This window comes from Streptomyces sp. G5(2025), from assembly GCF_049542075.1.
GTDB lineage: Bacteria > Actinomycetota > Actinomycetes > Streptomycetales > Streptomycetaceae > Streptomyces.
This window is the reverse complement of the sequence record NZ_JBMUZT010000006.1, coordinates 4,109,043-4,134,914: the sequence shown is the minus strand read 5'-3', so window position 1 is coordinate 4,134,914 and position 25,872 is coordinate 4,109,043. Positions and strand designations below refer to the sequence as shown.

The window sequence follows — 25,872 nt, the reverse complement described above, 5'->3', positions numbered from 1 at the left end:
GTACGCGTACGGGCCCTCAGGCCTCGTCGTCGCCCGGCTTCTCGTCCTCGACGGAGTCGACCTCGGACTCCAGGCCGAGCTGCTCGACGAGCCAGCGGTCGAACTCGATCGCGGCGCGCACCCAGCTGACCGTCGACGACACGAAGTGCTCAAGGGAGACTCCGGTGCCGATCAGCATCTGGGCCTCGCCGATGAGGCGGACCGTGCCGTCGTCGTGCGTGTGGCTGTAGACCTTCGGCCACAGCGTGCGGCGGTTCCAGTCGTCGATCGACTCCAGGAGCTGCTGCTTCTGCTCGATCTGGTGGGGCCGGTCGTAGAACGTCCGCACCGAGAAGACCTGCTGGTCGTCCTCGCCACGGAACATGAAATACGTGCGGAACTCCTCCCACGGCGCCGCGAGGTCACCCTCGTCGTCGACGACGTGCTTGAGCTCCATCTGATCCAGGAGCTGCTTCACCAGGTCCTGGTCGGGGACGACGGGGCCCGCCGGTCCTGCGCCCTGCTGCGGTTCGGGCTGTCCCCCGAAATTCGGAATCGAGGACGGGTCGATGCTCACGTGCTGTGTCCCTTCGTATGGATGGGCCCATCCTCTCCCAGGATGGGCCCCCCGGGGCAAGCCCGGCTCCTCGTCTGCCGTGTTTCCGCCGTTCGCCGACTGCGGACAGAGCGTGGCCGGTCGCAACCACGGACGGCCCGCGGACGGCGTACGTGCGAACCGGGCAGACGAGAGGCCGCTACCCGCTACAACGACTTCCCCGTGGCCGGGCCCACCCGCAGGCCCTCCCCGGCACGATCCACCCGCACCGTGTCACCGTCCTTGACCTCGCCCGCCAGGATCTCCTTGGCGAGGCGGTCGCCGATGGCCGTCTGGATGAGGCGCCGCAGGGGCCGCGCGCCGTACGCCGGGTCGTTGCCCTCCAGGGCCAGCCAGTCCAGCGCCTCGGGCGTGACGTCCAGCGTGAGGCGCCGCTCGGCGAGCCGCTTGGCGAGGCGGTCGATCTGGAGCCCCGCGATGCCCGCCAGCTCGTCCTTGGTGAGCGCGGAGAAGACGACCAGGTCGTCGAGCCGGTTGAGGAACTCGGGCTTGAAGGAGGCCCGGACCACCTCCAGGACCTGCTGCTTCTTCTCCTCCTCGCTCGTCAGCGGCTCCACGAGGTACTGGCTGCCGAGGTTGGACGTCAGGACCAGGATGGTGTTGCGGAAGTCCACCGTCCGCCCCTGCCCGTCGGTGAGCCGGCCGTCGTCGAGCACCTGGAGCAGGACGTCGAAGACCTCCGGGTGCGCCTTCTCGACCTCGTCGAGCAGGACGACCGAGTACGGGCGCCGCCGCACCGCCTCGGTGAGCTGGCCACCCTCTTCGTAGCCGACGTAGCCGGGCGGGGCGCCGACGAGCCGCGCGACGCTGTGCTTCTCGCCGTACTCGCTCATGTCGATGCGGACCATGGCCCGCTCGTCGTCGAAGAGGAAGTCCGCGAGGGCCTTGGCCAGCTCGGTCTTGCCCACGCCGGTCGGGCCGAGGAAGAGGAACGAACCGGTGGGGCGGTCGGGGTCGGCGATCCCGGCGCGGGTGCGCCGCACCGCGTCGGAGACGGCGCGCACGGCCTCGCTCTGGCCGATGAGCCGCTTGCCGAGCTCGTCCTCCATGCGCAGCAGCTTCTGCGTCTCGCCTTCGAGGAGGCGCCCGGCGGGGATGCCGGTCCAGGCTCCGACGACGTCGGCGATGTCGTCCGGGCCGACCTCCTCCTTGACCATGGTGTCCTTGGACTGGACGGCCTCCTCCTCGGCCTCGGAGGCGGCTTCGAGGTCGCGCTCCAGGGTCGGGATCTCGCCGTAGAGCAGCTTGGAGGCGGTGTCGAAGTCGCCGTCGCGCTGGGCGCGCTCGGCCTGGCCGCGCAGCTCGTCGAGCTTCTCCTTCAGCTCACCGACGCGGTTGAGGGACTGCTTCTCCTTCTCCCAGCGGGCGGTGAGGCCGCGCAGCTCCTCCTCCTTGTCGGCGAGGTCGCGCCGCAGCTTCTCCAGGCGCTGCTTGCTCGCCGGGTCGGTCTCCTTGCTGAGCGCCAGCTCCTCCATCTTCAGCCGGTCGACGGCGCGCTGGAGCTCGTCGATCTCGACGGGCGAGGAGTCGATCTCCATGCGGAGCCGGGACGCGGCCTCGTCGACGAGGTCGATGGCCTTGTCGGGCAGGAAGCGGGAGGTGATGTACCGGTCGGAGAGCGTGGCGGCGGCCACGAGCGCGCTGTCGGCGATCTGGACCTTGTGGTGGGCCTCGTACCGCCCCTTGAGCCCGCGCAGGATCGCGATGGAGTCCTCCACGGACGGCTCGGCGACCAGGACCTGCTGGAAGCGGCGCTCCAGGGCGGGGTCCTTCTCGATCCGCTCGCGGTACTCGTCGAGGGTGGTGGCGCCGACCATGCGCAGCTCGCCGCGGGCCAGCATCGGCTTGAGCATGTTGCCCGCGTCCATGGCGGAGTCGCCGCCCGCGCCGGCGCCGACGACGGTGTGCAGCTCGTCGATGAACGTGATGATCTGCCCGTCGCTCTCCTTGATCTCGGAGAGGACGGTCTTGAGCCGCTCCTCGAACTCACCGCGGTACTTCGCGCCGGCGACCATCGCGCCGAGGTCCAGGGAGACCAGCCGCTTGTTCTTCAGCGACTCGGGGACGTCGCCCTTCACGATCCGCTGGGCGAGGCCTTCGACGACGGCGGTCTTGCCGACGCCGGGCTCGCCGATGAGCACGGGATTGTTCTTCGTGCGCCGGGACAGCACCTGCACGACCCGCCGGATCTCCTGGTCCCGCCCGATGACGGGATCGAGGCGCCCCTCGCGGGCCGCGGCGGTGAAATCGGTGCCGAACTTCTCCAGCGCCTTGTACTGACCCTCGGGGTCGGGTGTGGTCACCCGGCGCCCTCCCCTTGTCGTCTCGAATGCGTTCAGAAGCTTCTTGTCGGTGGCCCCGTGTTCGGCGAGGGCCTCCCCGGCCCGGCCGCCCTTGGCGGCGACGCCGATGAGCAGATGCTCGGTGGAGAGGTACTCGTCGCCCAGCTCCTTCGCGCGCTGCGCGGCGTCGGCGATGACGGCCAGCAGCTCGCGGTTGGGCTGCGGCGGAGCGACGGTCGAACCGGCCACGCTCGGCAGCGCGGCGAGGACCCGCTCGGTGTCCGCGCGCACGGCCGCCTGGTCGGCGTCGACCGCGGCGAGCAGGTCGATGATGTTCGCGTTGTCCTCACCTTCCAGCAGGGCGAGGAGCAGATGTGCCGGGGTCAGGTCGGGGTGCCCGTCCTTCAGGGCCCGGTCGCCGGCCGCGTTGATGGCGGCGCGGCTCCTGTTCGTCAGCTCTGCGTCCACGTGCGCTTGACCTCCTTACGGGTCCAACCAGCGGCCAGGGGTCGGGTACCCCTCACTCTGACTAGCTCAACGTACACAAAGTTGAGTCTATTCCACTCAAGGCAGGAACCGGAAGGCGGCCCGGCTATGTTCCGTCCCATGAGCCCGAGCCAGAGCCAGACCCCGAACGCACCAGCCGCCCGGATCGACCCGCGTCAGCCGCCCGAGCCCTACCTCAGCTTCTGGCGTGAACGACACCTGTGCACCTTGACCACGCTGCGGCCCGACGGGACGCCCCACGTGGTGCCGGTCGGCGTGACGTACGACGCGGAGGCCGGCGTCGCCCGCGTCCTCGCGCGCAAGACGAGCCGGAAGGTCGCGCACATATCGGCGGCGGCGGGCGTGCCGGACGGCCCCAGGGCCCGGGTGGCGGTGTGTCAGTTCGCGGGGCGGCGCTGGGCGACGTTGGAGGGCCGCGCGACGATCAGGACGGAGCCGGCGCTGATCGAGGAGGCCGAGCTGCGCTACCAGGAGCGCTACGAACGGCGCCCGTCGCCCAACCCGGACCGGGTCCTGATCGAGATCGAGGTGACGCGGGCGCTGGGGAAGGCGTGAGGCCCGGATGCCGGGCCCCCTGCCCCCGCGCACGCCACAGCGGCGCCACCGTGTTCAGGTCCACGGTGGCGCCGCTGCTGGGGGAAGTACCTGCGCGATTTACAACGACGGGGGAATCGCGTCAGGCACTGCGGGGGGTGGCTGTGACGTTGTCCGGGGCGCCCGCCATCGCACCCGGGTCCTGCTGTTCCTGCTCTCCGACAAGCTGGTGGTCGCGCCGGTCGAGATTGACGAAGACCATCCCGTACCGAATGGCACACCGCACGGGCTGCGGCGCTCCTCGCGGCCGCCGAAGGCACCGGTAGGCGCGGATCTCCTCCTGGTCGTCACGGGTGACGACGATCGGCTCACCGAGCAAGGTCACCATCAACGAGTCACCGCGGTGGGGGATCGCGGTCACGAGATCGATGAAGTGCCAACCGGAGCGGTAGGCGGTGGCCATTTCTCGGCGGAACGTGCGGTCGTCGGGAGGGGTGCTCATGCCGCGTCACCCTCCGGAACGACATGCCACGACAGATCCGGCCGCGGGCCGGCGATCGCGGATCCGCCGGCCGGCTCGCTGTGCCAGGAGAGATCCAGAGTGGTCACTGCGCCCAGGGCCAGCCCGACGGAGAAGGTGGTGACAAGCACCGAGCGAAGCATGCGCTTAAACATGGTCGGCTTCGTCCTCACTTGGTAGGTTCCTCTCCCCCGGCTCAACAAGACGATGTCTCAATCGAGCACGTCAAAGCCACAGGGTCGATGCATCATGTTCCTGCACGTTCAGGACCCTGGGGGGTGGAGATTTGCTCACAAGAGACGCCAAACCGACACATCCTCACCCCGCGACCCCACTTTGTGACGAGGGTGCGAGGCTTTACGCCAGTGCACTGAGCAATGGCCGTCTGGCACGGTCCGAGGCCGAGAACGCGCCCTGCCTCCTGGAGTCGAGCCTGGTGCGCCCGGACCCGGACGACGGGGACTGGTTCCGTCCGATCGCTCCGTCCGCCGCGCTCGCCCAGCGGATCAACCCCATCGAACGGGAAATTCAGGACCGGCGGCGACTCGCCGTGCAGCTCACCGATCTCTTCGAGCCATTTATGGCCATCACGGCCCGGCCCGAGCCGACGGCGCATTCGATCACCGTGCTGGAGAGCGACGCAGACATCGACGCCGCCATCGAACGCGCCACGTCCGAGTGCCGCTTCGAGATACTCACCGCCCAACCCGGCGGCGGCCGCAGCGAGGACTCGCTCACCGTGGCACTGCAACGCGGCCAGACGGTGCTCGAACGCGGCATCACCATGCGCACCCTCTACCAGCACACGGTCCGGCACAGTCAGGGAACTCTGGCGTACGCGGCGCGCATGGCCAAGGGCAAGGTGCACATCAGAACCCTGGAAGAGCTCATCGACCGATTGATGATCTTCGATCGCACGGTCGCGCTCATTCCCGCGCGGGAGGACCGCCAGGTCGCCCTGGAGCTGCGCCATCCGGGCATCGTCGAGTACCTCGCCAAGGTCTTCGAGCATCAGTGGAGCCGAGCGACCCCGCTGCTCGACGAAGTGCCGTACGCCCCCTCCACGGACGGGATAACCGGCGTCCAGCGCTCCATCGCCAGGCTCCTCATCGAGGGCCACGTCGACGAGGCCATCGCCCGCCGCCTCGGCATGAACGTCCGCACCTGCCGCGCCCACATCGCCAAGATCGCCGCCGCCCTCGGCAGCGGCAGCCGCGCCCAGCTCGGCTACCTCATCGCCCAGTCGGGAATCCTCGACCAGGACCGCCCGAAGTGACCACCGAAGCCCACCCCCACGGCCCGGACACGCTGTGCGAGGCGGGCGGACGCCTGTACGCACGGGCGCTGCGGGAAGGCCGCGTCCCCCTGCGGGACGCCGAACAGACGCCCTGCCTCATCGACTTCGAGCTGCTGCTCACGGACGCCGAGGACACCCGGTGGCTGCGCCCCGTCGCCCCGGCGCTCGCCCTGCCCCGGCTGCTCGACACCATCGAGCAGGACATCGCGCACCAGCGGCGCCGCGAGGCCCGGCTGGCCGACACGTTCGCGCCGCTCATGGCGATCACCCCCGGCCCCCGCCTCCCGGACGCCCCCTCCACCATCACGGTCCTGCGAGGACTGCCCCGCATCGGCGAAGCCGTCGACCGGGCGCTGAAGGCCGCCACCGAAGAGGCCCTCTGCATCCAGCCGGGAGGGACCAGGCCCCCCGAGGTACTGGCACGCTCCCTCGCGAGCGCCCAGGGGCTCCTCTCCCGCGGCGGCCGCCTGCGCACCCTGTACCAGCACACCACCCGCCACTCCCTGCCCGTCCTCGCCTATTACGAGCGCCTCCAGGGCGATGTCGAGGTCCGCACCCTGGACGAGCTGACGGAGCGTCTCTTCGTCTTCGACCGCTCCGTGGCCTTCATCCCGGCGAACAAGGACCGTGACGTCGCCCTTGAGCTGCGCCATCCCGCCCTCATCGACTACCTCGTCACCACCTTCGAGCGGCTGTGGCGCCTGGCCACCCCCATGTATCCCCGGTCGGCGAAACTCCCCTCGGGCAGAGGCGTCACGCCGCGCCAGCACGCCATCGCCACCCTCCTCGTCGAAGGCCTCACGGACGCCGAGATCGCCGACCGCCTCGGCATGAACATCCGCACCGCCCGCGATCACATCGCCAAGCTCGCCGCCACCCTCGGCAGCGGCAGCCGCGCCCAGCTCGGCTACCTGATCGGCCGGTCAGGAATCCTCGCCCACGGCCCCCGGGGCTCCTGACCCGCGGCTGCGCCCCGGCCCGCCCGCGCGGGGCGACCAGCGCGGCACAGAAGTAGACACTTCAATGAGGGGACGGCTCCCCCCTCGCGTCCCCCTGCATAGAATCGCCGCGCTTCAACTGAGCGGGAGGGAGCGCACATGCGCAGCGAACACGCGCCACACGCCGTGGAGGAACTCTGCGAGGAAGGCTCCTCCGTCTACGCACGCGCCCTCCGTGAGGGCGGCGTCCGCGTCGAGGACTCCGAACGGGCGCCCTGCCTCGTCGACTTCGGCCTCCTGCGCCCGGACGCCACCGACGCCCGCCGGCTGCGTCCCACCGCCCCCGCCACCGCCCTGCCCCGCCTCCTGCGCGCCATCGACGACCGAATCGCCGAGCAGCGGGCGCGCGAGGCGCGGCTCAGTGCCGCGTTCGCTCCGCTCATCGCGCTCGACGCGGAGCTGTCCGCCGCCGCGGACGCCCCCGCCATCACCGTCCTCGACGGCCTCGAACAGATCAACGCGGCCATCGACCACGCCATGGCGGACGTCGCCCAGGAGTTCCTCGCCATCCAGCCCGGCGGCACCCGCCCGCCCGAGACGTTGGCCGAGGTCTTCCCCGCGACCAGGCGATCCTCCGCCGGGGCTGCCGGATGCGGACCCTCTACCAGCACACGACGCGCCATTCCCTGCCCGTGCTCGCCTACTTCGAACAGCTCGACGGCGACACCGAGGCCCGCACCTTGGACGAGGTCACCGACCGTCTCTTCGTCTTCGACCGGACCGTGGCCTTCATCCCGGCCAGCAAAGACCGCACCGTCGCCCTGGAGCTGCGCCACCCGGCGCTCGTGGAGTACTTCGCCACCACCTTCTGGCGGCTGTGGCGCCTGGCCACCCCCATGTGGCCGCAGGCCGCCCCCCAGGTCTCCGAGGGCGGCATCACCCCACGCCAGCGCGCCATCGCGGGCCTGCTCGTCGAGGGCCTCACCGACGCCGAGATCGCCGACCGCCTCGGCATGAACATCCGCACCGCCCGCGTCCACATCGCCAAGCTCGCCGCCACCCTGGGCAGCGAGAGCCGCGCCCAACTGGGCTATCTCATAGGGCAGTCGGGGATTCTCGAACACGACCTGTGAGGGCTGTCGGCCAGTCGGCTGCCGCGTCAGCCGCCCGCCCCGATCCACTCCCGCAGCAGCTCCTCCCGCTCGGCGGCCCGCGGCGTTCCCTCCTCCCGGCGGCGCCCCCACTCCGCCATCGCCGCCAGCGTCGTCAGGAGCGTGCCCGCGCCCTGCGTCAGGTGGGCGAGGAGATCGCGGGAGAGGTCGTGCTCCGTCGGGGAGTAACCCGTCGCCGCCGCGGTGTACGCGGTCAGTTCGTGTGCGGCGCCCTGCGTGTCGGTGAGCCGTACGGTCATGGTCGGCGCCGCGTCCGCGCCGCCGAGGCCGACCGTCAGGGCCATGTCCACCAGGGCGCCCACCTGCCGCTTCAGCGTCTTCACGGGGGCACCGTCGACCGCCAGGGCGCGCACGTCCTCCCACGGCCACAGGCCCGACTGCCGGTCGCCGAGGGCCACCACGCCCTCCGGGGTCAGGCGCACGCCGGCGGCGAGCCCGGACGGCTTCGCGCCCACGTACACATCGCCCTCGGCGATCCAGAACAGCCCCACCATGGCCATGGAAATCCACTTCCCCCCGCGACAACGCGACAACACACAACGCCCAGCACACTTCAGGTCGACCACCGCAACGCGCGAAGGGGCCGGGAGGTTCCCCTCCCGGCCCCGCGTGCGTCATGAATGAGGGCGGTCGTTACTGCTCCGTCGCTCTCTTGGGCCGCCAGACCACCAGCGCGCTCGCCTGCTGCACGTCCTGGTACGGGACGAGGTCGCGGCGGTACGAGGCGTGCACCGCCGCTTCCCGCTGCTGTATGGCGGCGGCGGCTCCGTCCACGGCCGCGGAGAGTTCCGCGACCCGCGACTGGAGCGCCGCGACCTGGTTCTCCAGCTCGATGATCCGCTTGATGCCGGCGAGGTTGATGCCCTCCTCCTGCGACAACTGCTGCACGGTGCGCAGTAGTTCGATGTCACGCGCGGAGTAGCGGCGGCCCCGACCCGCGGTGCGGTCCGGGGAGACCAGGCCCAAGCGGTCGTACTGGCGCAGGGTCTGCGGGTGGAGGCCGCTCAGCTGGGCGGCCACCGAGATGACGTACACCGGCGTCTCGTCGGTGAGTTGGTACGGGTTGCGACGACGGCCGACCCTCTCCATGGGTCACGCTCCCTTCGCGGCCTGGAACAGTTCTGCCCGCGGGTCGACGCCCGCAGTCGCCTTGCGGTAGGACTCCAGGGCTTCCTTCGCCGGGTCCGACAGGGATGCCGGGACCGACACCTCCACCGTCACCAGCAGGTCGCCGCGCGTACCGTCCTTGCGGACAGCGCCCTTGCCGCGGGCGCGCATGGTGCGGCCGTTGGGCGTGCCCGGCGGCAGCTTCAGGGTGACGGCGGGACCGCCCAGTGTCGGGACCTTGACCTCACCGCCCAGCACCGCCTCGGGGTACGTCACCGGCACCGTGACCGTGAGGTTGTCGCCCTTGCGGCCGAAGACCGGGTGGGTGTCGACGTGCACGACCACGTACAGGTCACCGGCGGGGCCGCCCCGCTCGCCGGGGGCGCCCTTGCCGCGGAGCCTGATCCGCTGGCCGTCGCTGACCCCCGCCGGGATCCGCACCTGCATGGTGCGGGACGACTTCGCGCGCCCCGAGCCGTGGCAGACGTCGCACGGGTCCTGGGCGATCAGGCCCCGGCCCTTGCAGTCCACGCACGGATCGGTCAGCGAGAAACCGCCGCCGCCGCCCCGCGAGACCTGGCCGGTGCCGACGCAGGTCGGGCACACGCGCGGCGTGCCGTTCTTGTCGCCGGTGCCGGAACAGGCCTTGCAGGCGGCCTGGGAGGACATGCGCAGCGGCACCGTCGCGCCGTCCACCGCCTCCGTGAAGCTCAGCGTGACCTCGGACTCGATGTCCTGGCCGCGCCTCGGCTGCGTACGCGTGCCGGTACCGGCACCCGCGCCGCCGCGGTTGAACAGGCCCCCGAAGACGTCACCGAGGCCGCCCCCGAAGCCGCCGCCGGCCGCTCCGCCCCCACCCGGGCCGCCGCCTCCGAAGAGGTCGCCCAGGTCGAAGTTGAACGATCCGCCGCCGCCTCCGGGGCCCGGCCGGAATCCGCCGTTGCCGAAGAGGGCACGCGCTTCGTCGTACTCCTTGCGCTTCTTGGGGTCCCCGAGGATGTCGTTCGCCTCGGAGATCTCCTTGAAGCGCTCCTCCGCCTTGGTGTTGCCCTTGTTGGCGTCCGGGTGGTTCTCGCGGGCGAGTTTCCGGTACGCCTTCTTGATCTCGGCTTCGGTGGCGTCCTTGGGGACGCCGAGGACCTTGTAGTAGTCCTTCTCGATGAAGTCCTTGGTGCTCATCCCCGACGTCCCTCCTTACTCATCTCGATGCCGTCAGCCCTCGTCCGGGCCACCGGTCTCCTTCTCGTCCGAGGCCTCCGGAGCGGTTTCGGCGGACTCGTCGCCCTTGACCGTCTGCGCGCCGGGCTGCGGTTCGGCGACGGCCACCCGAGCGGGGCGGATGGTGCGCTCGCCGATGCGATACCCCGGCTGAAGGATCGCGACGCACGTCGTCTCGGTGACATCCGGTGCGTAGCTGTGCATCAGGGCCTCGTGGATCGTCGGGTCGAAGGGCTCACCCTCCTTGCCGAACTGCTGGAGACCCATCTTGGCGACGACGGTCTCCAGCGCCTCGGCGACCGACTTGAAGCCGCCGACGAGTTCGCCGTGCTCACGGGCGCGGCCGATGTCGTCGAGGGTCGGGAGGAGCTCGGAGAGGAGATTCGCCGAGGCGACCTCCTTCACCGCCACCTTGTCCCGCTCCACCCGGCGGCGGTAGTTCTGGTACTCGGCCTGTAGCCGCTGGAGGTCCGCCGTGCGCTCGTTGAGCGCGGTGCGCACCTGGTCCAGCTGGGCGGTCAGGCTCACATCCTGGGCGGACGTCTTGCTGTCCGCGTCCCCGGCCGGGGCCGCCGGGCCCTCCTCGGTGGAGGGCTCGGCGGCCTTCGGCGCCGCGTCATCAGGGGTGGCGCCAGAGGGGACGTCAGGCTTCTCGGCGTTCTCGCCAAAACCCGGGGTCTCCTCGGTCATCAGGCGGCGCCACCCTTCTGGTCCTTCTCGTCGTCGACGATCTCGGCGTCGACGACTCCGTCGTCCTCCTTGGCCTGCTCGGCGCCGGGGGCCGTGCCCTCGCCGCCGGCCGCCTGCGCGGCCTGGGCGTCGGCGTACATGGCCTGGCCCAGCTTCTGCGAGACGGCCGCGACCTTCTCCGTCGCGGTGCGGATCTCGGCCGTGTCCTCGCCCTTGAGCTTCTCCTTCAGCTCATTGACGGCTTCCTCGACCTCGGTCTTGACCTCGCCGGGGACCTTGTCCTCGTTGTCCTTGAGGAACTTCTCGGTCTGGTAGACGAGCTGCTCGCCCTGGTTGCGGGACTCGGCGGCCTCGCGGCGCTTGTGGTCCTCGTCCGCGTACTGCTCGGCCTCCTGGCGCATGCGGTCGACCTCGTCCTTCGGCAGCGAGGAGCCGCCGGTGACGGTCATCTTCTGCTCCTTGCCCGTGCCGAGGTCCTTCGCGGTCACGTGCATGATGCCGTTGGCGTCGATGTCGAAGGAGACCTCGATCTGCGGGACGCCGCGCGGGGCCGGCGGGAGGCCGGTCAGCTCGAACATGCCGAGCTTCTTGTTGTACGCCGCGATCTCGCGCTCGCCCTGGTAGACCTGGATCTGGACCGACGGCTGGTTGTCCTCGGCCGTCGTGAAGATCTCGGAGCGCTTCGTCGGAATCGTGGTGTTCCGCTCGATGAGCTTCGTCATGATGCCGCCCTTGGTCTCGATGCCGAGGGACAGCGGGGTCACGTCGAGGAGCAGGACGTCCTTGACCTCACCCTTGAGGACACCGGCCTGGAGCGAGGCGCCGATGGCGACGACCTCGTCCGGGTTCACGCCCTTGTTGGCGTCCTTGCCGCCGGTCAGCTCCTTGACGAGCTCGGCGACGGCCGGCATGCGGGTGGAGCCACCGACGAGAACGACGTGGTCGATCTCGGAGAGCTGGATGCCCGCGTCCTTGATGACGTTGTGGAACGGCGTCTTGCAGCGCTCCAGGAGGTCGGACGTGAGCTGCTGGAACTGGGCGCGCGTGAGCTTCTCGTCCAGGTGCAGCGGGCCCTCGGCGGAGGCCGTGATGTACGGGAGGTTGATCGTGGTCTCCGTGGAGGAGGACAGCTCGATCTTGGCCTTCTCGGCCGCCTCGCGCAGGCGCTGGAGCGCCATCTTGTCCTTGGAGAGGTCCACGCCGTGGCCGTTGTTGAACTGCTTGACCAGGTAGTCGACGACGCGCTGGTCCCAGTCGTCACCACCGAGGTGGTTGTCGCCGTTCGTGGCCTTCACCTCGACGACGCCGTCGCCGATCTCAAGCAGCGAGACGTCGAAGGTGCCGCCACCGAGGTCGAAGACCAGGATGGTCTGGTCGTCCTTGTCGAGGCCGTAGGCCAGGGCGGCGGCGGTGGGCTCGTTGACGATGCGCAGGACGTTCAGACCCGCGATCTCGCCGGCCTCCTTGGTGGCCTGGCGCTCGGAGTCGTTGAAGTACGCCGGGACGGTGATGACCGCGTCGGCGACCTTCTCGCCCAGGTAGGCCTCGGCGTCACGCTTCAGCTTCTGGAGGATGAACGCGGAGATCTGCTGGGGGTTGAACCCCTTGTCGTCGATGTCCACCTTCCAGTCGGTGCCCATGTGGCGCTTGACCGACCGGATGGTCCTGTCGACGTTGGTGACGGCCTGGCGCTTGGCCACCTCGCCGACCAGCACCTCGCCGTTCTTCGCGAAGGCGACGACGGACGGCGTGGTCCTGGCGCCCTCGGCGTTGGTGATGACGGTGGGCTCGCCGCCTTCGAGAACGCTGACGACGGAGTTAGTCGTGCCCAGGTCGATGCCGACCGCACGTGCCATTTCGGTTCCTCCAGAGGTACATCTTGAGTGGATCTGACTCAAGCATGCAGGAACGCTGCGCTGGCGTCAACAGATGTGAGTCGGAGGGGCTCAACTCTTATCCGGGGCTTACGCGCAAGGTGGCCTCCCGGGGGTCCGTGTTCGGCTGCGGGTCTGTGGTCGGCTGGGCGCGCAGTTCCCCGCGCCCCTTCGGGGCACGGCAGCGCGGCAAGGGTTGCCTGAGCGACGCAGATCACCGCCTTGCTGGCTACAGTGCGGCGGAGTAAGTGGGTAGTCTCAGACGGACTGCATAAGTTACCGCTTAGTAATCAGTCGTAGTCCGCTACGAAGTCCCGCCTCGCAGGCCCGAGGAGCCCCCAAATGCAACTCGCCGCGATCATCGTGTCGCTGGTCCTAATCGCGGTCGGCGTCGCGCTGTTCGGCCGTGCCATCGTGCAGATCTACCGGTTCATGCGGCTCGGCCAGTCCGTGCCCGCCGGCACCCGGACCGACAACCCAGGGCAGCGCACCCTGACCGTGGCCAAGGAGTTCCTCGGCCACACCCGCATGAACAGGTGGGGCATCGTCGGCGTCGCGCACTGGTTCGTGGCGGTGGGCTTCTTCTCGCTGCTGCTGACCATCGTCAACGCCATCGGCCAGCTCTTCAAGGCCGACTGGATGCTGCCGGTCATCGGTGACTGGGCGCCGTACAACGTCTTCGTCGAGTTCCTCGGCACGATGACCGTCCTCGGCATCCTGACGCTGATCGTCATCCGGCAGCTGAACCGCCCGGACAAGCCGGGCCGCAAGTCCCGCTTCGCCGGCTCGAACACGGGTCAGGCGTACTTCGTCGAGTCCGTCATCCTCATCGTCGGCGTCTGCATCTTCACGCTGCACGCCCTGGAGGGCGCCCAGCACCATGTGGACGGCTACGAGGCGTCGTTCTTCATCTCGTACCCGCTGGTGTCGGCGCTGGAGGGCCTGGACGTCTCCACGCTCCAGAACCTCACGTACTTCTTCGCGGGCCTGAAGATCGCCACGTCCTTCATCTGGATGATCACGGTCGCCCTGAAGACCGACATGGGTGTGGCCTGGCACCGCTTCCTCGCCTTCCCGAACATCTGGTTCAAGCGGGACGCGGACGGCTCCACCACCCTCGGTGAGCTCCAGCCGATGACCTCCGGCGGCAAGCCCATCGACTGGGAGGACCCGGGCGAGGACGACACCTTCGGTGTCTCCCAGGTCGAGCAGTTCTCCTGGAAGGGCCTGCTGGACTTCTCCACGTGTACCGAGTGCGGCCGCTGCCAGTCGCAGTGCCCCGCCTGGAACACCGGCAAGCCGCTCTCCCCGAAGCTCCTCATCATGTCGCTGCGCGACCACGCGCACGCCAAGGCGCCGTACCTGCTCGCGGGTGGCGGCAAGTCCATGGAGGGCGAGGAGAAGGCCACCGAGGAGCAGCTGAAGGACGTGCCCGCCGCCGCCCTCGCGGAGGCCGAGCGCCCGCTGGTCGGCACCCTCGAAGAGAACGGCGTCATCGACCCGGACGTCCTGTGGTCCTGCACCACCTGCGGCGCCTGCGTCGAGCAGTGCCCGGTCGACATCGAGCACATCGACCACATCGTCGACATGCGCCGCTACCAGGTGATGATCGAGAGCGCGTTCCCGTCGGAGGCGGGCACGATGCTCAAGAACCTGGAGAAGAAGGGCAACCCCTGGGGCCTCGCCAAGAAGCAGCGCGTGGAGTGGACCAAGGAGGTCGACTTCGAGGTCCCGATCGTCGGCAAGGACGTCGAGGACCTCACCGAGGTCGACTACCTCTACTGGGTCGGCTGCGCGGGCGCCCTGGAGGACCGGGCCAAGAAGACCACCAAGGCCTTCGCGGAGCTGCTGCACATCGCGGGCGTCAAGTTCGCGATCATGGGCGGCGACGAGAAGTGCACGGGTGACTCCGCCCGCCGCCTCGGCAACGAGCCGCTGTTCCAGCAGCTCGGCCAGGAGAACGTGGCGATGCTGAACATGGCGTACGGCGAGGACGACGACGATCCGGAGACCAAGAAGCCGAAGTCGGCGAAGAAGATCGTCGCGACCTGCCCGCACTGCTTCAACACCATCGCCAACGAGTACCCGCAGCTCGGCGGCGAGTTCGAGGTCATCCACCACACGCAGCTGCTCCAGCACCTCATCGACGAGGGCAAGCTGATCCCGGTGACGCCGGTCGAGGGTCTGATCACGTACCACGACCCCTGCTACCTGGGCCGTCACAACAAGGTCTACACGCCCCCGCGCGAGATCATGAGCGCCGTCCCCGGCCTGCGCCAGCAGGAGATGCACCGCCACAAGGAGCGCGGCTTCTGCTGCGGCGCCGGTGGTGCCCGGATGTGGATGGAGGAGCGGATCGGCAAGCGCATCAACACGGAGCGGGTCGACGAGGCGCTGTCCTTGAACCCGGACATCGTGTCGACCGCCTGTCCGTTCTGCCTGGTCATGCTGACCGACTCGGTCAACGGCAAGAAGAACGACGGCCAGGCGAAGGAGTCCCTCCAGGTCGTCGACGTCGCCCAGTTGCTGCTCGACTCGGTGAAGACGCCGGTCGATCCGGCGGGTGACGAGGAGTCGGCGGACTCGCCGGAGCCGGAGCCGGTGAAGTAGCCGCCGGGTCAGGGTCGTACGTACAGGCCGGTTCCGCCTTCTGGCGGGGCCGGCCTGTTCGCGCGCCCGGGTCAGGCGGCGCCCGCGAGCAGCTCGCACCAGACCAGCTTGCCCCGCGGGCCACGGGGCGGGCCGGGCGCGCACCAGCCCCACCCGTCGGAACATTCCCGTACGAGGCAGAGCCCCCTGCCCGACTCGTCCGCCGGGGAGGCGGTGGCCGGGGCCGGTGGGGTGGGGTCGGTGCACCGCTCTCGCCAGCGCCGCGCTCCTGCTCGCCGGGTGCGGGGCCTTCGGGATCGGTGACGCGGACGGCAAGGGGGGCTCCGACGGGCCGTCGAAGACGTTCGCGCGTCCGCCCGCCGGCAAGCCCGCCCAGGACCCCGCACCCGGCGACTTCAACGGCGACGGCTACGACGACCTCGCCACCGTCCTGACCTCCACCCGCAAGGCCAAGAACGGCGGCAAGTACGAGCGCAACACGCTCACCGTCGTCTACGGCTCCGCCAAGGGCCTGCGCCCCGAGTGGTCGCAGCGCCTGCCCGCGGGTACGAACGACTACGGCGCGGCGATCGGCAGGCTGCTCCGCGCCGACCTGGACGGCGACGGTTTCACCGACCTGGCCACCTACGCCGACGGCACCAAGCTGCCCCGGGCCACCTACGTCCTCTACGGCGGGCCGCGCGGCCTCTCGAAGCGCCACCCCGTCAAGGCGGAGGCGTTCCGGTCCGGCGGCTCGGGTCCGGACGCCGGTTTCCGGCCCGCCGCCGCGGGCGACTTCGACGGGGACGGGCACGCGGACCTCTTCGACGGCAGGACGATCCTGTTCGGGCCCTTCCCCCGCGGCGGCGCCCCCGCCCGGCAGGGAGAAGTCCCCGGCGGTCATCCGAACCCCGTACAGGCCATCGCGGGCGACTACAACGCCGACGGCCGCACGGACGTGGCCCTCACGTACCCCTGGGACGCCAAGGAGTACGACCAGAACGACGACCCGCCCACCGGCCGTCCCCCGCAGATCGACTACTACCAGAGCGGCCCCGGCGGCCTCAGGAACAGCGACCCCGTACCGCCCGGCCTGGACTCCATGTCCACGTACGACGGGCCGCGCCAGGGCGTGGCCGGGGATGTCGACGGCGACGGGGTCGACGATCTCGTGGCCAACGGTGAGCACTACATCGAGGGTCCGGGAGCCGAGAGCAAGCTCACCCTCATCCACGGCTCGAAGGCGGGCCCCGGACGCGGCAAGGCCTCCCGGATCCTGGCCGGGAGCGGCACCTGGTGGGGCAGCACGCCGATGATCGGTGACGTGACCGGTGACAAGAAGCCCGACCTGGTGGCGAGCAGGCCCGGCTTCAGCCTCCGTGACACGGACCGGCTGCTCCTGTTTCCCGGGGGCGCGGAGGGGCCCGCCATGGAGGGGCACCAGGTCGTACGAGGGGACGACCCGGATCTGCCCGGTGACGTGGAGGCGTTCCGGTTCGAGCCGGAGGACCTGCTCGACGTCGACGGAGACGGCCGCCGGGACCTGATCGTCCGCTCCCACCACCACGCCCGCCCGTACGAGGACTTCGTGGTGCTGAGCGGTACGCCGAAGGGGTTCGTACCGAAAACGGCGCGGCACTTCACCTCCGACGACGTGGGGGTGCGGGTCGGCCGCCGCTGAAGCAGCCCCGTTCATCCGGCGGCCACCCCACCCCTTCCCCCGCTTCCGTCGCACAACCCTTCGTACGCCTCATGAGTCACACACCCGGAACCAGCCCTGCCCAGAGGTTCACTCCGAGTCTGGGGCTGAACTGGCCTGCCACTTCCGGGAGTACCCGTGCGCGTAAAAGATCTGGCCGTCACCGCCACTGTCGCGGCCCTCGCGGCGGCAGGGCTGACGCTCCCGCTGGCGGGTCCGGCGAGCGCCGCCTCCGCCCTGAGGGACGACTTCAACGGCGATGGCTACCGGGACCTCGCGATCGGCTCACCGCACACCAACTCCGTGACGGTCACCTACGGTTCGGCCTCCGGCGTCGGCCCGGGGCGGGCCACGACCCTCACCCAGGACTCCTCCGGGGTGCCCGGCGTACGGGAGGCCGAGGACGAGTTCGGGGAGAACGTCACCACCGGTGACGTGAACGGCGACGGCTACGCCGACCTGATCGTCGGCGCCCCCGGCGAGAAGGTCGCGGGCAAGCCCTCCGGTTCCGTGACCATCGTCTGGGGCGGCAAGAACGGCTTCACCTCCGGCGGCCGCGTCCTGAACTCCCCGGCCGACACCGCGGGCCGCTTCGGCGAGGCCACCGTCTGGACCGACTTCGACGGCGACGGAGCCGCCCAGCTCGCCGTGGTCAGCGGCGACAACTGGTGGTACTACGCCGGCGGCGGCGAGAACGGCCGGGCATACGGCCTGGAGGTCGACTTCATCCCCGAGGGCACCCGCCTGGACGGCATGCTCGCGGGTTACTTCCGGCACAAGGACGGCATCAGCCTGGTCCTGTACGGGGAGCGCGCCGACGGCGGCGCCTGGACCGCCCACATGAAGGGCGGCGCGGGCGATTACGGCTACCGGGCGGAGATCCTCGGCGAGGGCGACGACCCGACCGCCACCCGCGACGCGGCCACCGCGGGTGACGTCGACGGCGACGGATACACCGATCTGATCACCGGCAACTCCCGCGACGGGCAAGGCGGCAAGGGCGGTTCGGTCACCGTACGGTTCGGTGGCGAGAGGACCTACGACGAGCCGACGTTCGGTACCCCGACGACGTACCACCAGGACAGCCCGGGCGTACCCGGCGCCGACGAGGACGGCGACGGCTTCGGCGCATCCGTCTCCGCGGGCGACGTGACCGGCGACGGCCTCCCCGACCTCGCGGTGGGCGCGCCCGGCGAGAACGTCGACGGGGTGGCCGGTACCGGCGGCGTCACGCTCCTGAAGTCCTCCGGCGGCTCCTTCACCTCCGGCAAGGCCTGGCACCAGGAGACCGCGGGCGTACCCGGCGTCGCCGAGCCGGACGACCACTTCGGTACGTCCGTACGCCTCAAGGACATCAACAAGAACGGCCGGGCGGACCTGGCCACCGGCGCCACCGGCGAGGACATCGGCACGACGCGGGACACCGGCGCCGTCTGGGTCCTGCGGGGCACATCCACGGGCCTGACCTCGTCGTACGCGGCCTCCTTCAACGGCAAGGACTTCGGCGTCGGCGGCGCGGACGCGGGCTTCGGCCACACGCTCCGCTGACGTTCCCCTCCCCCCCCACCTTTCCCTCTTTCCCTCTCATCCAGCTGGAGATCTGTCAGTGACTCAGTACGTGCGCAAGGCTGCGCGCAACAAGCTCCTCGCGGCGGGCGCGCTCTGCGCCGCCACCGCCCTCGGCCTGACCGGCCTGACGGCGGGCAGCGCGGCCGCCGCCCCCGCGAAGCCGCGGACCGACTACAACGGCGACGGCTACGCGGACCTCGCGGTCGGCGTGCCGGGCGCCACGGTCGGCGGCCAGGCCAAGGCCGGTTACGTCAACGTGGTCTGGGGCGGCGCGAAGGGCCTCGGCGGCCACGGCTCGACCACCGTCAGCCAGGCCACGACCGGCGTGCCGGGCACCGCCGAGGCGGGTGACGGCTTCGGCAGGACCATCGCCTCGGACGACATGAACGGCGACGGTTACGGCGACCTGGTCGTCGGCACGCCCAAGGAGGCGAACTCGGCGGGCCTGGCCGCCGGCACCGTCACCGTCGTGTGGGGCTCCGCGACCGGCTTCAAGGGCGGCTTCACCGCCGCCAACGGCGCCTTCAGCGACGCGAACTACGGCGCCCTGCTCACCACCGGCGACTTCGACAAGGACGGCGACAAGGACATCGCCCTGTCCACCCACTTCGACGAGAGCAGCGCGCTCTCGATGCGGCCGGGCCCGTTCACCGCGGGTTCGCCCTCCGAGCTGTCCCGGATCAGCGGCTGGCGCTTCGGCGGCCCGCGGGCCCTCACCAGCGGTGACTTCGACGGTGACGGCGGCGCCGACATCGCGGTGTCGTACGCCACCTCGGACATCGCGGGCACCTCGGTGATGAGCCGCGCGTCCGGCGAGTGGACGCGGCTGTGGTCCGCGGGCGAGCACAGCACCTCCGCCCTGGCCGCCGGTGACTTCGACGGCGACGGCTCCACCGACCTCGCCATCGGCGCCGTCCAGCGCGACCCCGAGAGCGAGTCCTTCCTCTGTGAGAACAGCCTCGGCGGCGCCATCCTCACCGTCTACGGCAAGAAGGGCGGCGCCCTCGGCGGCGGCGGCGAGTCCTGCACCACGCAGAACGGCCCGTACGTCGGCGGCGAGCAAGAGGCCGAGGACAACTTCGGCGCGCACCTCGCCGTCGCCAACGTCGACCAGGACGGCATCGACGAGCTGATCGTCGGCGCCGACACGGAGGCCGTCGGCACCGCGAAGAAGGCGGGCTCCTACTGGGTCCTGGCCTCGACCGGCACCGGCCATTCCCTCGTGGGCCCCGCCTTCAGCCAGAACTCCACGGACGTGGCGGGTACGGCCAAGGCCGGCGACCGCCTCGGCGCGGACGTCACCACCGGCGACTACAACGGTGACGGCTACCCGGACCTCGCGGTCGGCGCGCCCGGCGAGGACGGCAAGGGCGGCGTCTGGTACGCCCCGACCCCGAAGGACGGCCCGAATCCGCCGGTCACCTCGGTGACGCCGGGCAAGCTGGGGCTCTCGGGTGTGACGCAGTACGGGGCGGTGCTGGGGAAGTAGGCCTCCGGTACGCCTCGTGAGACAGGCACGGGAAGGGGCGGGAAGGGGTACGTGATCACCCCTTGCCGCCCCTCCCCACCTCTGGAACCCCGGCAACCCCGCCCCCCAACTGACCTCCCCCGTACAACCCTTGGCGCCCTCCGGCGGTCTCCCCTTCGCCGACCACAGCGTGACGCCAGGGCCAATGCCCGGTGAACGCGCTGGTTCCGCAGCCCATTGATCGCGGGTGCCCGCCAGGCATCCCCGCATGCCGCAGGAGAACCGCATGGCCAAGCACAAGCGCACCACCACCGCCGCCGACGCCAGACCCGGGCGCATACGCCTCGCGGCGGCCACGGCCGTCGCCGCCGCGATGTCCGGCGGCCTGCTCGCCGCCACGGCGACCACCGCGTCGGCCGCGCCCACCCCCGCCACGCAGCCCGACGCCGACTTCAACGGCGACGGCGCCGCGGACCTCGCCACCTCCGCCTCGGGCGCCAACGTCGCGGGCCAGGCCGGAGCCGGCCAGGTCACCGTGACGTACGGCGGCGCCGAGCGGCACCACACCACGTACAGCCAGAACAGCCCGGGCGTGCCCGGCTCCGCCGAGAAGAACGACAGCTTCGGCATCGACAGCGCGTACGGCGACTTCAACCGCGACGGGTACGACGACCTCGCGGTGGCCGCGATGGGCGAGGACGTCGGCTCGGACGTCGACGGCGGCACCGTACAGATCCTGTGGGGCTCGAAGAACGGCCTGTCCGGCGGCACCACGCTGAAGGACCCGCGCCCCACCAAGCACGACTACTTCGGCGGCCCCCTCCAGGCGGGCGACTTCGACGGCGACGGCAAGGACGACCTCGCCATCGGCTCCCGCTCCGGCGCGGCCACCATCGACGTGTACGAGGGCGGCTTCACCCGCGCCGGTGGCACCGGCAAGCACTACACCGTCACCCCACCGATCCACAGCGGCGAGGGCGCGGGCCCGTTCAACCTGCACTCCGGTGACGTCAACGGCGACGGCAAGGACGACCTGATCGTCGACGGCTACTCCGTCGCCGGCGGCGAGAACGCCAACCTCTGGCTGCCCGGCAGTGCGAACGGCGTCACCACGACCGGTGTGCAGCGGCTCCCCGGCGGCGTCATCACCGACGTGGGCGACACGGACAGCGACGGCTACGGCGACATCATCATCGGCTTGACGTGGGACGACGGCATCTCCGGCGCGCACAAGGGCGGCACCGTGTACGTCGTGAAGGGCAAGTCCACCGGCCCGTACGGCGGCAGCCAGGTCATCACCCAGGACACCGAAGGCGTGCCCGGCAGCGCCGAGAACGGCGACGCGTTCGGCACCGAACTGGACCTCGGCGACATCAACGGCGACGGCCACCTCGACCTGGTCGTGGGCACCCCCGGCGAGGACCTGGACGGCGTGACCGACGCGGGCTCCGTCACCGTCGTCTACGGCGCGGCGGACGGCTCCGGCCTCTCCACGGCCGGCTCCGTCCTGCTCAGCCAGAACACCCCGGGCGTCGCCAACTCCAACGAGAAGAACGACGTCTTCGGCACCGACGTCCACGTCGACGACCTCAACGACGACGGCCGAGGCGACATCGCGGTGGGCACCCCCGGCGAGAACTCCCAGAACGGCGCCGTCTACCTCCTGGACTCCAAGGCGGACGGCACGCTCTCCGGCACGGCCGGCGTCTACACCTCCACCGTGGGCATCTCCGCCAAGGGCGCCCCGACCTTCGGCTACACCTTCGCGGACTGACCTCCCCCTGCCTGCCCTGACCGCCGGGTCCCCGCTTTCCGAGCGCGGGCCCGGCCCCTACCCCCGGAGCCCCCGTGCGCATACGCACCTATCTCCTCGCCGCGTCCCTGACCACGACCGGCCTGCTGGCCCTCCCCCTGACAGCCACCGCGGCGCCCGCCGACCCCGCCCCCCTCGTCGGCGACTTCGACGGCGACGGCTACGCGGACCTCGCCGTCGGCGTCCCCTCGGGCACCGTCGGCGGCAAGGCGAAGGCCGGCTACGTCAGCGTCGTCTTCGGCGGCGAGGACGGCCCGGGCACGGGCGGCGTACGCCGCATCACCCAGGCCACCGTCGAGGTGCCCGGCACCCCCGAGACCGGCGACCGCTTCGGTGCCGCCGTCACCACCGCACACGTGGACGACGACCAGTACGCGGACCTCGTCATCGGCGCCCCCGGCGAGGACCTGGGCGCCAAGACCGACGCCGGTTCCGTCACCGTCCTGTACGGCACCGGCGACGGCTTCGCCCTGGCCGACACCGCCGCCCGCGGCGAGCACGTCGGCGACGCGTACGGCCTGGCCCTGGCCGCCGCCGACTTCACCGGCGACACGGACGTCGACCTGGCGATCGGCGGCAAGGACAAGGTCGTCGCCAACCTCAACCCGTACGCGGCACGCACCGAGCCCGTCATGGCCGACCGCATGGGCGGCCGTGCCCCCGTGATGACGACCGGAGACTTCGACTCCGACGGCAGCCCCGAGCTGGCCGTCGCGTACTACACGCAGAACCAGCCCTCCACGCAGTCCCACATCCAGCTCTACCGCCACAACACGGACATGTCCCGGTTCACCGGGTACTGGAACAGCGACAACGGCGCCGCGAACGCCCTGGCCGCCGGCGACTTCAACGGCGACGGCCACGACGACCTCGCGCTCGGCGACTGCCGCGAGATCGCCGACGAGAACATCGACAATCCCTGCGGTCCGGAGCGGTTCGCCAAGGGCGGTGGCATCCACATCCACTACGGGAGCAGCCGCGGGCTCGTATGGGAGGGCCAGACCCTCAACCAGGACACCCCGGGCGTCCCCGGCGTCGCCGAGACGGGTGACGACTTCGGCAACGCCCTCACCGTCGTGGACATCGACGCCGACGGCATGGACGACCTGATCGCGGGCGCCCCCGGCGAGGCCATCGGCGGCGCGGCGCGCGCGGGCAGCGTCACGGTCCTCAAGGGCGGCGCGCAGGGCATCCTCGACGCGTCCGGTGCGGCGAACGCGAACGCGTCGGCGTTCCAGCAGGACTCGCCCGGCATCCCCGGCGCCGCCGAGAAGGGGGACGCGTTCGGCGCGGCCCTCACCACCGCCGACCACAACGGCGACGGCCGCCCCGACCTGTCCGCGGCCGCCCCGGGCGAGAACGCCTCGGCGGGCGGCGTCTGGGAGCTGCCCTCCGTCACGGCGTCCGGCGTCAAGGCCCTCACCCCGAACTCCCTCGGCCTGCCCGCCTCTTCGCACCCGTACGCGTACGGAGCGGTGCTGGCCCGCTGACCATCCGGGCCCGCGTCGAACCCCGAAAACCCCTCATGGTCCCCTCAGGGTCCCCTTAGGGGTTGTCACAGGTCGGCCGCAAAGCCTCTCTCCTCCCAAGGAGGGACGACCGCACTCCGTAAGACCAGGTACGTTCGATTCGTGGCTGGATTCAGGATCGGACGCGGCCGGGACAACCGCGCCCCGCGACCGCAACAACAACCGCGGCAACAGCCGTACGGGCAGCAGGCCCCCCAGGGGCAGCAGCAGCCGTACGGCTACCCACCCGCGCCCCCGAACCCGCAGCAGTACGGCGGCGGCCCCCCGTACGGGGGCGGTGGCCCGCAGTATGGCGGTGGCGGCCCCCAGTACGGGGGCGGCGGCCCGCAGCCCGGCAGAGGCGGCCAGCAGTGGCCGCAGGCCGACGGCGGCGGCCACGGCGAGCCGGAGTACTTCGGCGGCCCGGGCGACCGGGGCCACGGCCCCCAGGACGGCTACGACCCGTACGCGGCCAACAACCCCGGGCACACCCAGGCCTTCTCCATCGGCGAGGACCCCTACCACCAGGGCGACACCTACCGCGCGGGCCAGGCCCCGGCGGGGCCGATCGGACCGCGCCTGCACTGGAAGGACCTGCTGCGCGGCATCGTGCTCCGCCCGGGCCCGACCTTCCTCCAGATGCGGGACTACGCGATGTGGGGCCCGGCCCTCGTCGTGACCTTCCTCTACGGCCTGCTCGCGATCTTCGGCTTCGACGACGCCCGCTCCGACGCGGTCAACGCCACGCTGTCGGCGGTGATCCCGTACGTCCTCACCACGGGCGTCGCGATCACCATCAGCGCCTTCATCCTGGGCGTGGTCACGCACACCCTGGCCCGCCAGCTCGGCGGCGACGGCGCCTGGCAGCCGACGGTCGGCCTCTCCATGCTGATCATGTCCCTGACGGACGCGCCGCGCGTGATCGTGGCGATGTTCTTCGGCGGCGGCCAGTCCTTCGTCCAGCTCCTCGGCTGGGCGACGTGGCTCGCGGCGGGCGCGCTGCTGACGACCATGGTGAGCAAGTCCCACGACCTGCCGTGGCCGAAGGCGCTCGGCGCGGCCTCGATCCAGCTGCTCGCGATCCTGTCGATCATCAAGCTGGGCACGTTCTAGCGGCGACGCGACGAGGAAGGGCCCGGCGGACGCTCAGTCCGCCGGGCCCTTCCCGCGTGTACGCACGTCACCGGTCAGGCGTCGAGAACCTGCCCGGCCCGCTTCACGACGGGCGGCTCGACGCTCCACGGGAAGTTGATCCACTCATCGGTGCGCTTCCACACGTACTCGCACTTCACGAGCGAGTGCGACTTCTCATAGATCACGGCGGACCGCACCTCGGCGACGTGGTCGAGGCAGAAGTCGTGCACGAGCTTCAGCGTCTTGCCGGTGTCGGCGACGTCATCGGCGATGAGCACCTTCTTGTCGGTGAAGTCGATGGCGTTGGGCACGGGCGCGAGCATGACGGGCATTTCCAGCGTGGTCCCGACGCCGGTGTAGAACTCCACGTTCACGAGGTGGATGTTCTTGCAGTCGAGCGCGTACGCGAGCCCACCGGCGACGAAGACGCCGCCGCGGGCGATGGAGATGATGATGTCGGGCCGGTACCCGTCGTCGGCGATGGCCTGCGCGAGCTCGCGCACGGCGCCGCCGAACTTCTCGTACGTAAGGTTCTCGCGTACGTCACTCATGCTGGATGTCACACCTGTGTCCGATGGAAATTGAGGAAGGACCGGGAGGCGGTCGGCCCGCGCTGCCCCTGGTAACGCGACCCGTACCGCGCCGAGCCGTAGGGCTCCTCGGCGGACGAGGTCAGCCGGAACAGGCACAGCTGCCCGATCTTCATGCCCGGCCAGAGCTTGATCGGCAGAGTCGCCAGATTCGACAGCTCCAGGGTCACGTGCCCCGAGAACCCGGGGTCGATGAACCCCGCGGTGGAGTGCGTGACGAGCCCGAGCCGCCCGAGGCTGGACTTGCCCTCCAGCCGGCTGGCGAGATCATCGGGAAGGCTGACGACCTCGTACGTGGAGGCGAGGGCGAACTCCCCGGGGTGGAGGATGAACGGTTCGTCGCCCTCCGGCTCCACCAGCCGCGTCAGGTCGGCCTGCTCCACGGAGGGGTCGATGTGTGGGTAACGGTGATTCTCGAACACCCGGAAGTAGCGGTCCAGCCGCACGTCGATGCTCGAAGGCTGCACCATGGATTCGTCGTACGGGTCGATCCGTACCCGTCCGGAGTCGATCTCGGCCCGGATGTCCTTGTCTGAGAGAAGCACGCACCGAGGATACGCAGAGCGCGCGGGCCCGCCACAATCTCCTGGACGGTGACGACCCCGCGCGCCTGAACCGGATATGCCCCGGGTGTGCCCGTGCCGACGGCTGCCGCTCGGCTCCTGCTCGGCTCCTGCTCGGCTACTGCTTCTGCAAGGCCACCGGCACGGCGTGCCGGAGCCGGGCGCAGCGCGGACAGCGGATGAGCCGGCCCGGCCCGAGGCCGGC

21 protein-coding genes and 1 pseudogene are annotated in these 25,872 nt (G+C 70.7%); 11 read left to right on the top strand and 11 right to left on the bottom strand.

Annotated features, from left to right (window positions below; all coding sequences use genetic code 11):
- Nucleotides 1–16 precede the first annotated feature (16 nt).
- Nucleotides 17–556: a YbjN domain-containing protein gene (locus ACOBQB_RS29595; protein WP_423595917.1), complete on the bottom strand. Its 540-nt coding sequence runs from the start codon at nucleotides 554–556 to the stop codon at nucleotides 17–19.
- A gap of 185 nt (nucleotides 557–741) precedes the next feature.
- Nucleotides 742–3,345, bottom strand: coding sequence for an ATP-dependent chaperone ClpB (clpB, locus tag ACOBQB_RS29590; protein ID WP_423595915.1), 2,604 nt, complete (start codon nucleotides 3,343–3,345; stop codon nucleotides 742–744).
- 138 nt (nucleotides 3,346–3,483) lie between these two features.
- Here clpB and ACOBQB_RS29585 point away from each other — a divergent pair, with 138 nt between their 5' ends.
- Complete coding sequence (locus ACOBQB_RS29585) at nucleotides 3,484–3,939, top strand: pyridoxamine 5'-phosphate oxidase family protein (RefSeq protein WP_423595913.1); 456 nt, start codon at nucleotides 3,484–3,486, stop codon at nucleotides 3,937–3,939.
- A 121-nt stretch (nucleotides 3,940–4,060) separates the two neighbouring features.
- Here ACOBQB_RS29585 and ACOBQB_RS29580 read toward each other — a convergent pair whose 3' ends face one another.
- Nucleotides 4,061–4,420, bottom strand: coding sequence for a hypothetical protein (locus tag ACOBQB_RS29580; RefSeq protein WP_423595911.1), 360 nt, complete (start codon nucleotides 4,418–4,420; stop codon nucleotides 4,061–4,063).
- A complete protein-coding gene (locus ACOBQB_RS29575) occupies nucleotides 4,417–4,569 on the bottom strand; it encodes a hypothetical protein (RefSeq protein ID WP_423595909.1) in 153 nt (50 codons plus the stop codon). Before ACOBQB_RS29575 ends, ACOBQB_RS29580 begins: the two co-directional genes overlap by 4 nt.
- Nucleotides 4,570–4,709: 140 nt before the next feature.
- Between ACOBQB_RS29575 and ACOBQB_RS29570 the strand changes: the two genes are divergently transcribed.
- The 3 genes and pseudogenes from ACOBQB_RS29570 to ACOBQB_RS29560 all read left to right on the top strand — a co-directional run bounded on the left by ACOBQB_RS29570 (nucleotide 4,710) and on the right by ACOBQB_RS29560 (nucleotide 7,806).
- The gene (locus tag ACOBQB_RS29570; RefSeq protein ID WP_423598839.1) at nucleotides 4,710–5,714 is read left to right on the top strand and encodes a helix-turn-helix transcriptional regulator; all 1,005 of its coding nucleotides are present in this window, start codon (nucleotides 4,710–4,712) and stop codon (nucleotides 5,712–5,714) included.
- Nucleotides 5,711–6,694, top strand: a complete 984-nt coding sequence (locus tag ACOBQB_RS29565; protein WP_423595908.1) for a helix-turn-helix transcriptional regulator — start codon at nucleotides 5,711–5,713, stop codon at nucleotides 6,692–6,694. Before ACOBQB_RS29570 ends, ACOBQB_RS29565 begins: the two co-directional genes overlap by 4 nt.
- Nucleotides 6,695–6,832: 138 nt before the next feature.
- Nucleotides 6,833–7,806 (top strand): annotated as a pseudogene (locus ACOBQB_RS29560) (LuxR C-terminal-related transcriptional regulator).
- A gap of 26 nt (nucleotides 7,807–7,832) precedes the next feature.
- Here ACOBQB_RS29560 and ACOBQB_RS29555 read toward each other — a convergent pair.
- The 5 genes from ACOBQB_RS29555 to dnaK form a co-directional block, all read right to left on the bottom strand.
- Nucleotides 7,833–8,345, bottom strand: coding sequence for a hypothetical protein (locus ACOBQB_RS29555; RefSeq protein WP_423595906.1), 513 nt, complete (start codon nucleotides 8,343–8,345; stop codon nucleotides 7,833–7,835).
- 133 nt (nucleotides 8,346–8,478) lie between these two features.
- Nucleotides 8,479–8,934 carry a heat shock protein transcriptional repressor HspR gene (locus ACOBQB_RS29550; RefSeq protein ID WP_423595904.1) on the bottom strand — a complete coding sequence of 152 codons (456 nt, stop codon included), beginning with the start codon at nucleotides 8,932–8,934 and terminating at the stop codon, nucleotides 8,479–8,481.
- 3 nt (nucleotides 8,935–8,937) lie between these two features.
- Nucleotides 8,938–10,131 (bottom strand): molecular chaperone DnaJ, encoded by a 1,194-nt coding sequence (dnaJ, locus tag ACOBQB_RS29545; RefSeq protein WP_423595902.1) that lies wholly within the window; start codon nucleotides 10,129–10,131, stop codon nucleotides 8,938–8,940.
- Nucleotides 10,132–10,164: 33 nt separating this feature from the next.
- Entirely contained in the window at nucleotides 10,165–10,860 is a 696-nt protein-coding gene (gene grpE / locus ACOBQB_RS29540) for a nucleotide exchange factor GrpE (RefSeq protein WP_423595900.1), read from the bottom strand.
- A complete protein-coding gene (gene dnaK / locus ACOBQB_RS29535; protein WP_423595898.1) occupies nucleotides 10,860–12,716 on the bottom strand; it encodes a molecular chaperone DnaK in 1,857 nt (618 codons plus the stop codon). The genes grpE and dnaK overlap by 1 nt, the downstream gene beginning before the upstream one ends.
- Nucleotides 12,717–13,076: 360 nt before the next feature.
- Between dnaK and ACOBQB_RS29530 the strand changes: the two genes are divergently transcribed.
- The 7 genes from ACOBQB_RS29530 (at nucleotide 13,077) to ACOBQB_RS29500 (ending at nucleotide 24,493) form a co-directional block, all read left to right on the top strand.
- Entirely contained in the window at nucleotides 13,077–15,344 is a 2,268-nt protein-coding gene (locus ACOBQB_RS29530; RefSeq protein ID WP_423595896.1) for a (Fe-S)-binding protein, read from the top strand.
- A 226-nt stretch (nucleotides 15,345–15,570) separates the two neighbouring features.
- Nucleotides 15,571–17,004 carry an FG-GAP repeat domain-containing protein gene (locus ACOBQB_RS29525; RefSeq protein WP_423595894.1) on the top strand — a complete coding sequence of 478 codons (1,434 nt, stop codon included), beginning with the start codon at nucleotides 15,571–15,573 and terminating at the stop codon, nucleotides 17,002–17,004.
- Nucleotides 17,005–17,160: 156 nt separating this feature from the next.
- Nucleotides 17,161–18,570, top strand: a complete 1,410-nt coding sequence (locus tag ACOBQB_RS29520; RefSeq protein ID WP_423595893.1) for an FG-GAP-like repeat-containing protein — start codon at nucleotides 17,161–17,163, stop codon at nucleotides 18,568–18,570.
- A 58-nt stretch (nucleotides 18,571–18,628) separates the two neighbouring features.
- Nucleotides 18,629–20,080, top strand: a complete 1,452-nt coding sequence (locus ACOBQB_RS29515) for an FG-GAP repeat protein (RefSeq protein ID WP_423595891.1) — start codon at nucleotides 18,629–18,631, stop codon at nucleotides 20,078–20,080.
- Between the two features lie 265 nt (nucleotides 20,081–20,345).
- Nucleotides 20,346–21,833: an FG-GAP repeat protein gene (locus ACOBQB_RS29510; RefSeq protein ID WP_423595889.1), complete on the top strand. Its 1,488-nt coding sequence runs from the start codon at nucleotides 20,346–20,348 to the stop codon at nucleotides 21,831–21,833.
- A gap of 74 nt (nucleotides 21,834–21,907) precedes the next feature.
- On the top strand, nucleotides 21,908–23,362 hold the full coding sequence (locus tag ACOBQB_RS29505; RefSeq protein WP_423595887.1) for an FG-GAP repeat protein: 1,455 nt from the start codon (nucleotides 21,908–21,910) through the stop codon (nucleotides 23,360–23,362).
- Nucleotides 23,363–23,503: 141 nt separating this feature from the next.
- The gene (locus tag ACOBQB_RS29500) at nucleotides 23,504–24,493 is read left to right on the top strand and encodes a Yip1 family protein (RefSeq protein WP_423595885.1); all 990 of its coding nucleotides are present in this window, start codon (nucleotides 23,504–23,506) and stop codon (nucleotides 24,491–24,493) included.
- Nucleotides 24,494–24,567: 74 nt separating this feature from the next.
- Here the strand turns inward: ACOBQB_RS29500 and ACOBQB_RS29495 are convergent, their stop codons facing one another.
- Nucleotides 24,568–25,065: a phosphoribosyltransferase gene (locus ACOBQB_RS29495; protein ID WP_205034608.1), complete on the bottom strand. Its 498-nt coding sequence runs from the start codon at nucleotides 25,063–25,065 to the stop codon at nucleotides 24,568–24,570.
- Between the two features lie 8 nt (nucleotides 25,066–25,073).
- A complete protein-coding gene (gene dcd, locus ACOBQB_RS29490) occupies nucleotides 25,074–25,649 on the bottom strand; it encodes a dCTP deaminase (protein ID WP_423595883.1) in 576 nt (191 codons plus the stop codon).
- Between the last annotated feature and the right edge of the window lie 223 nt (nucleotides 25,650–25,872).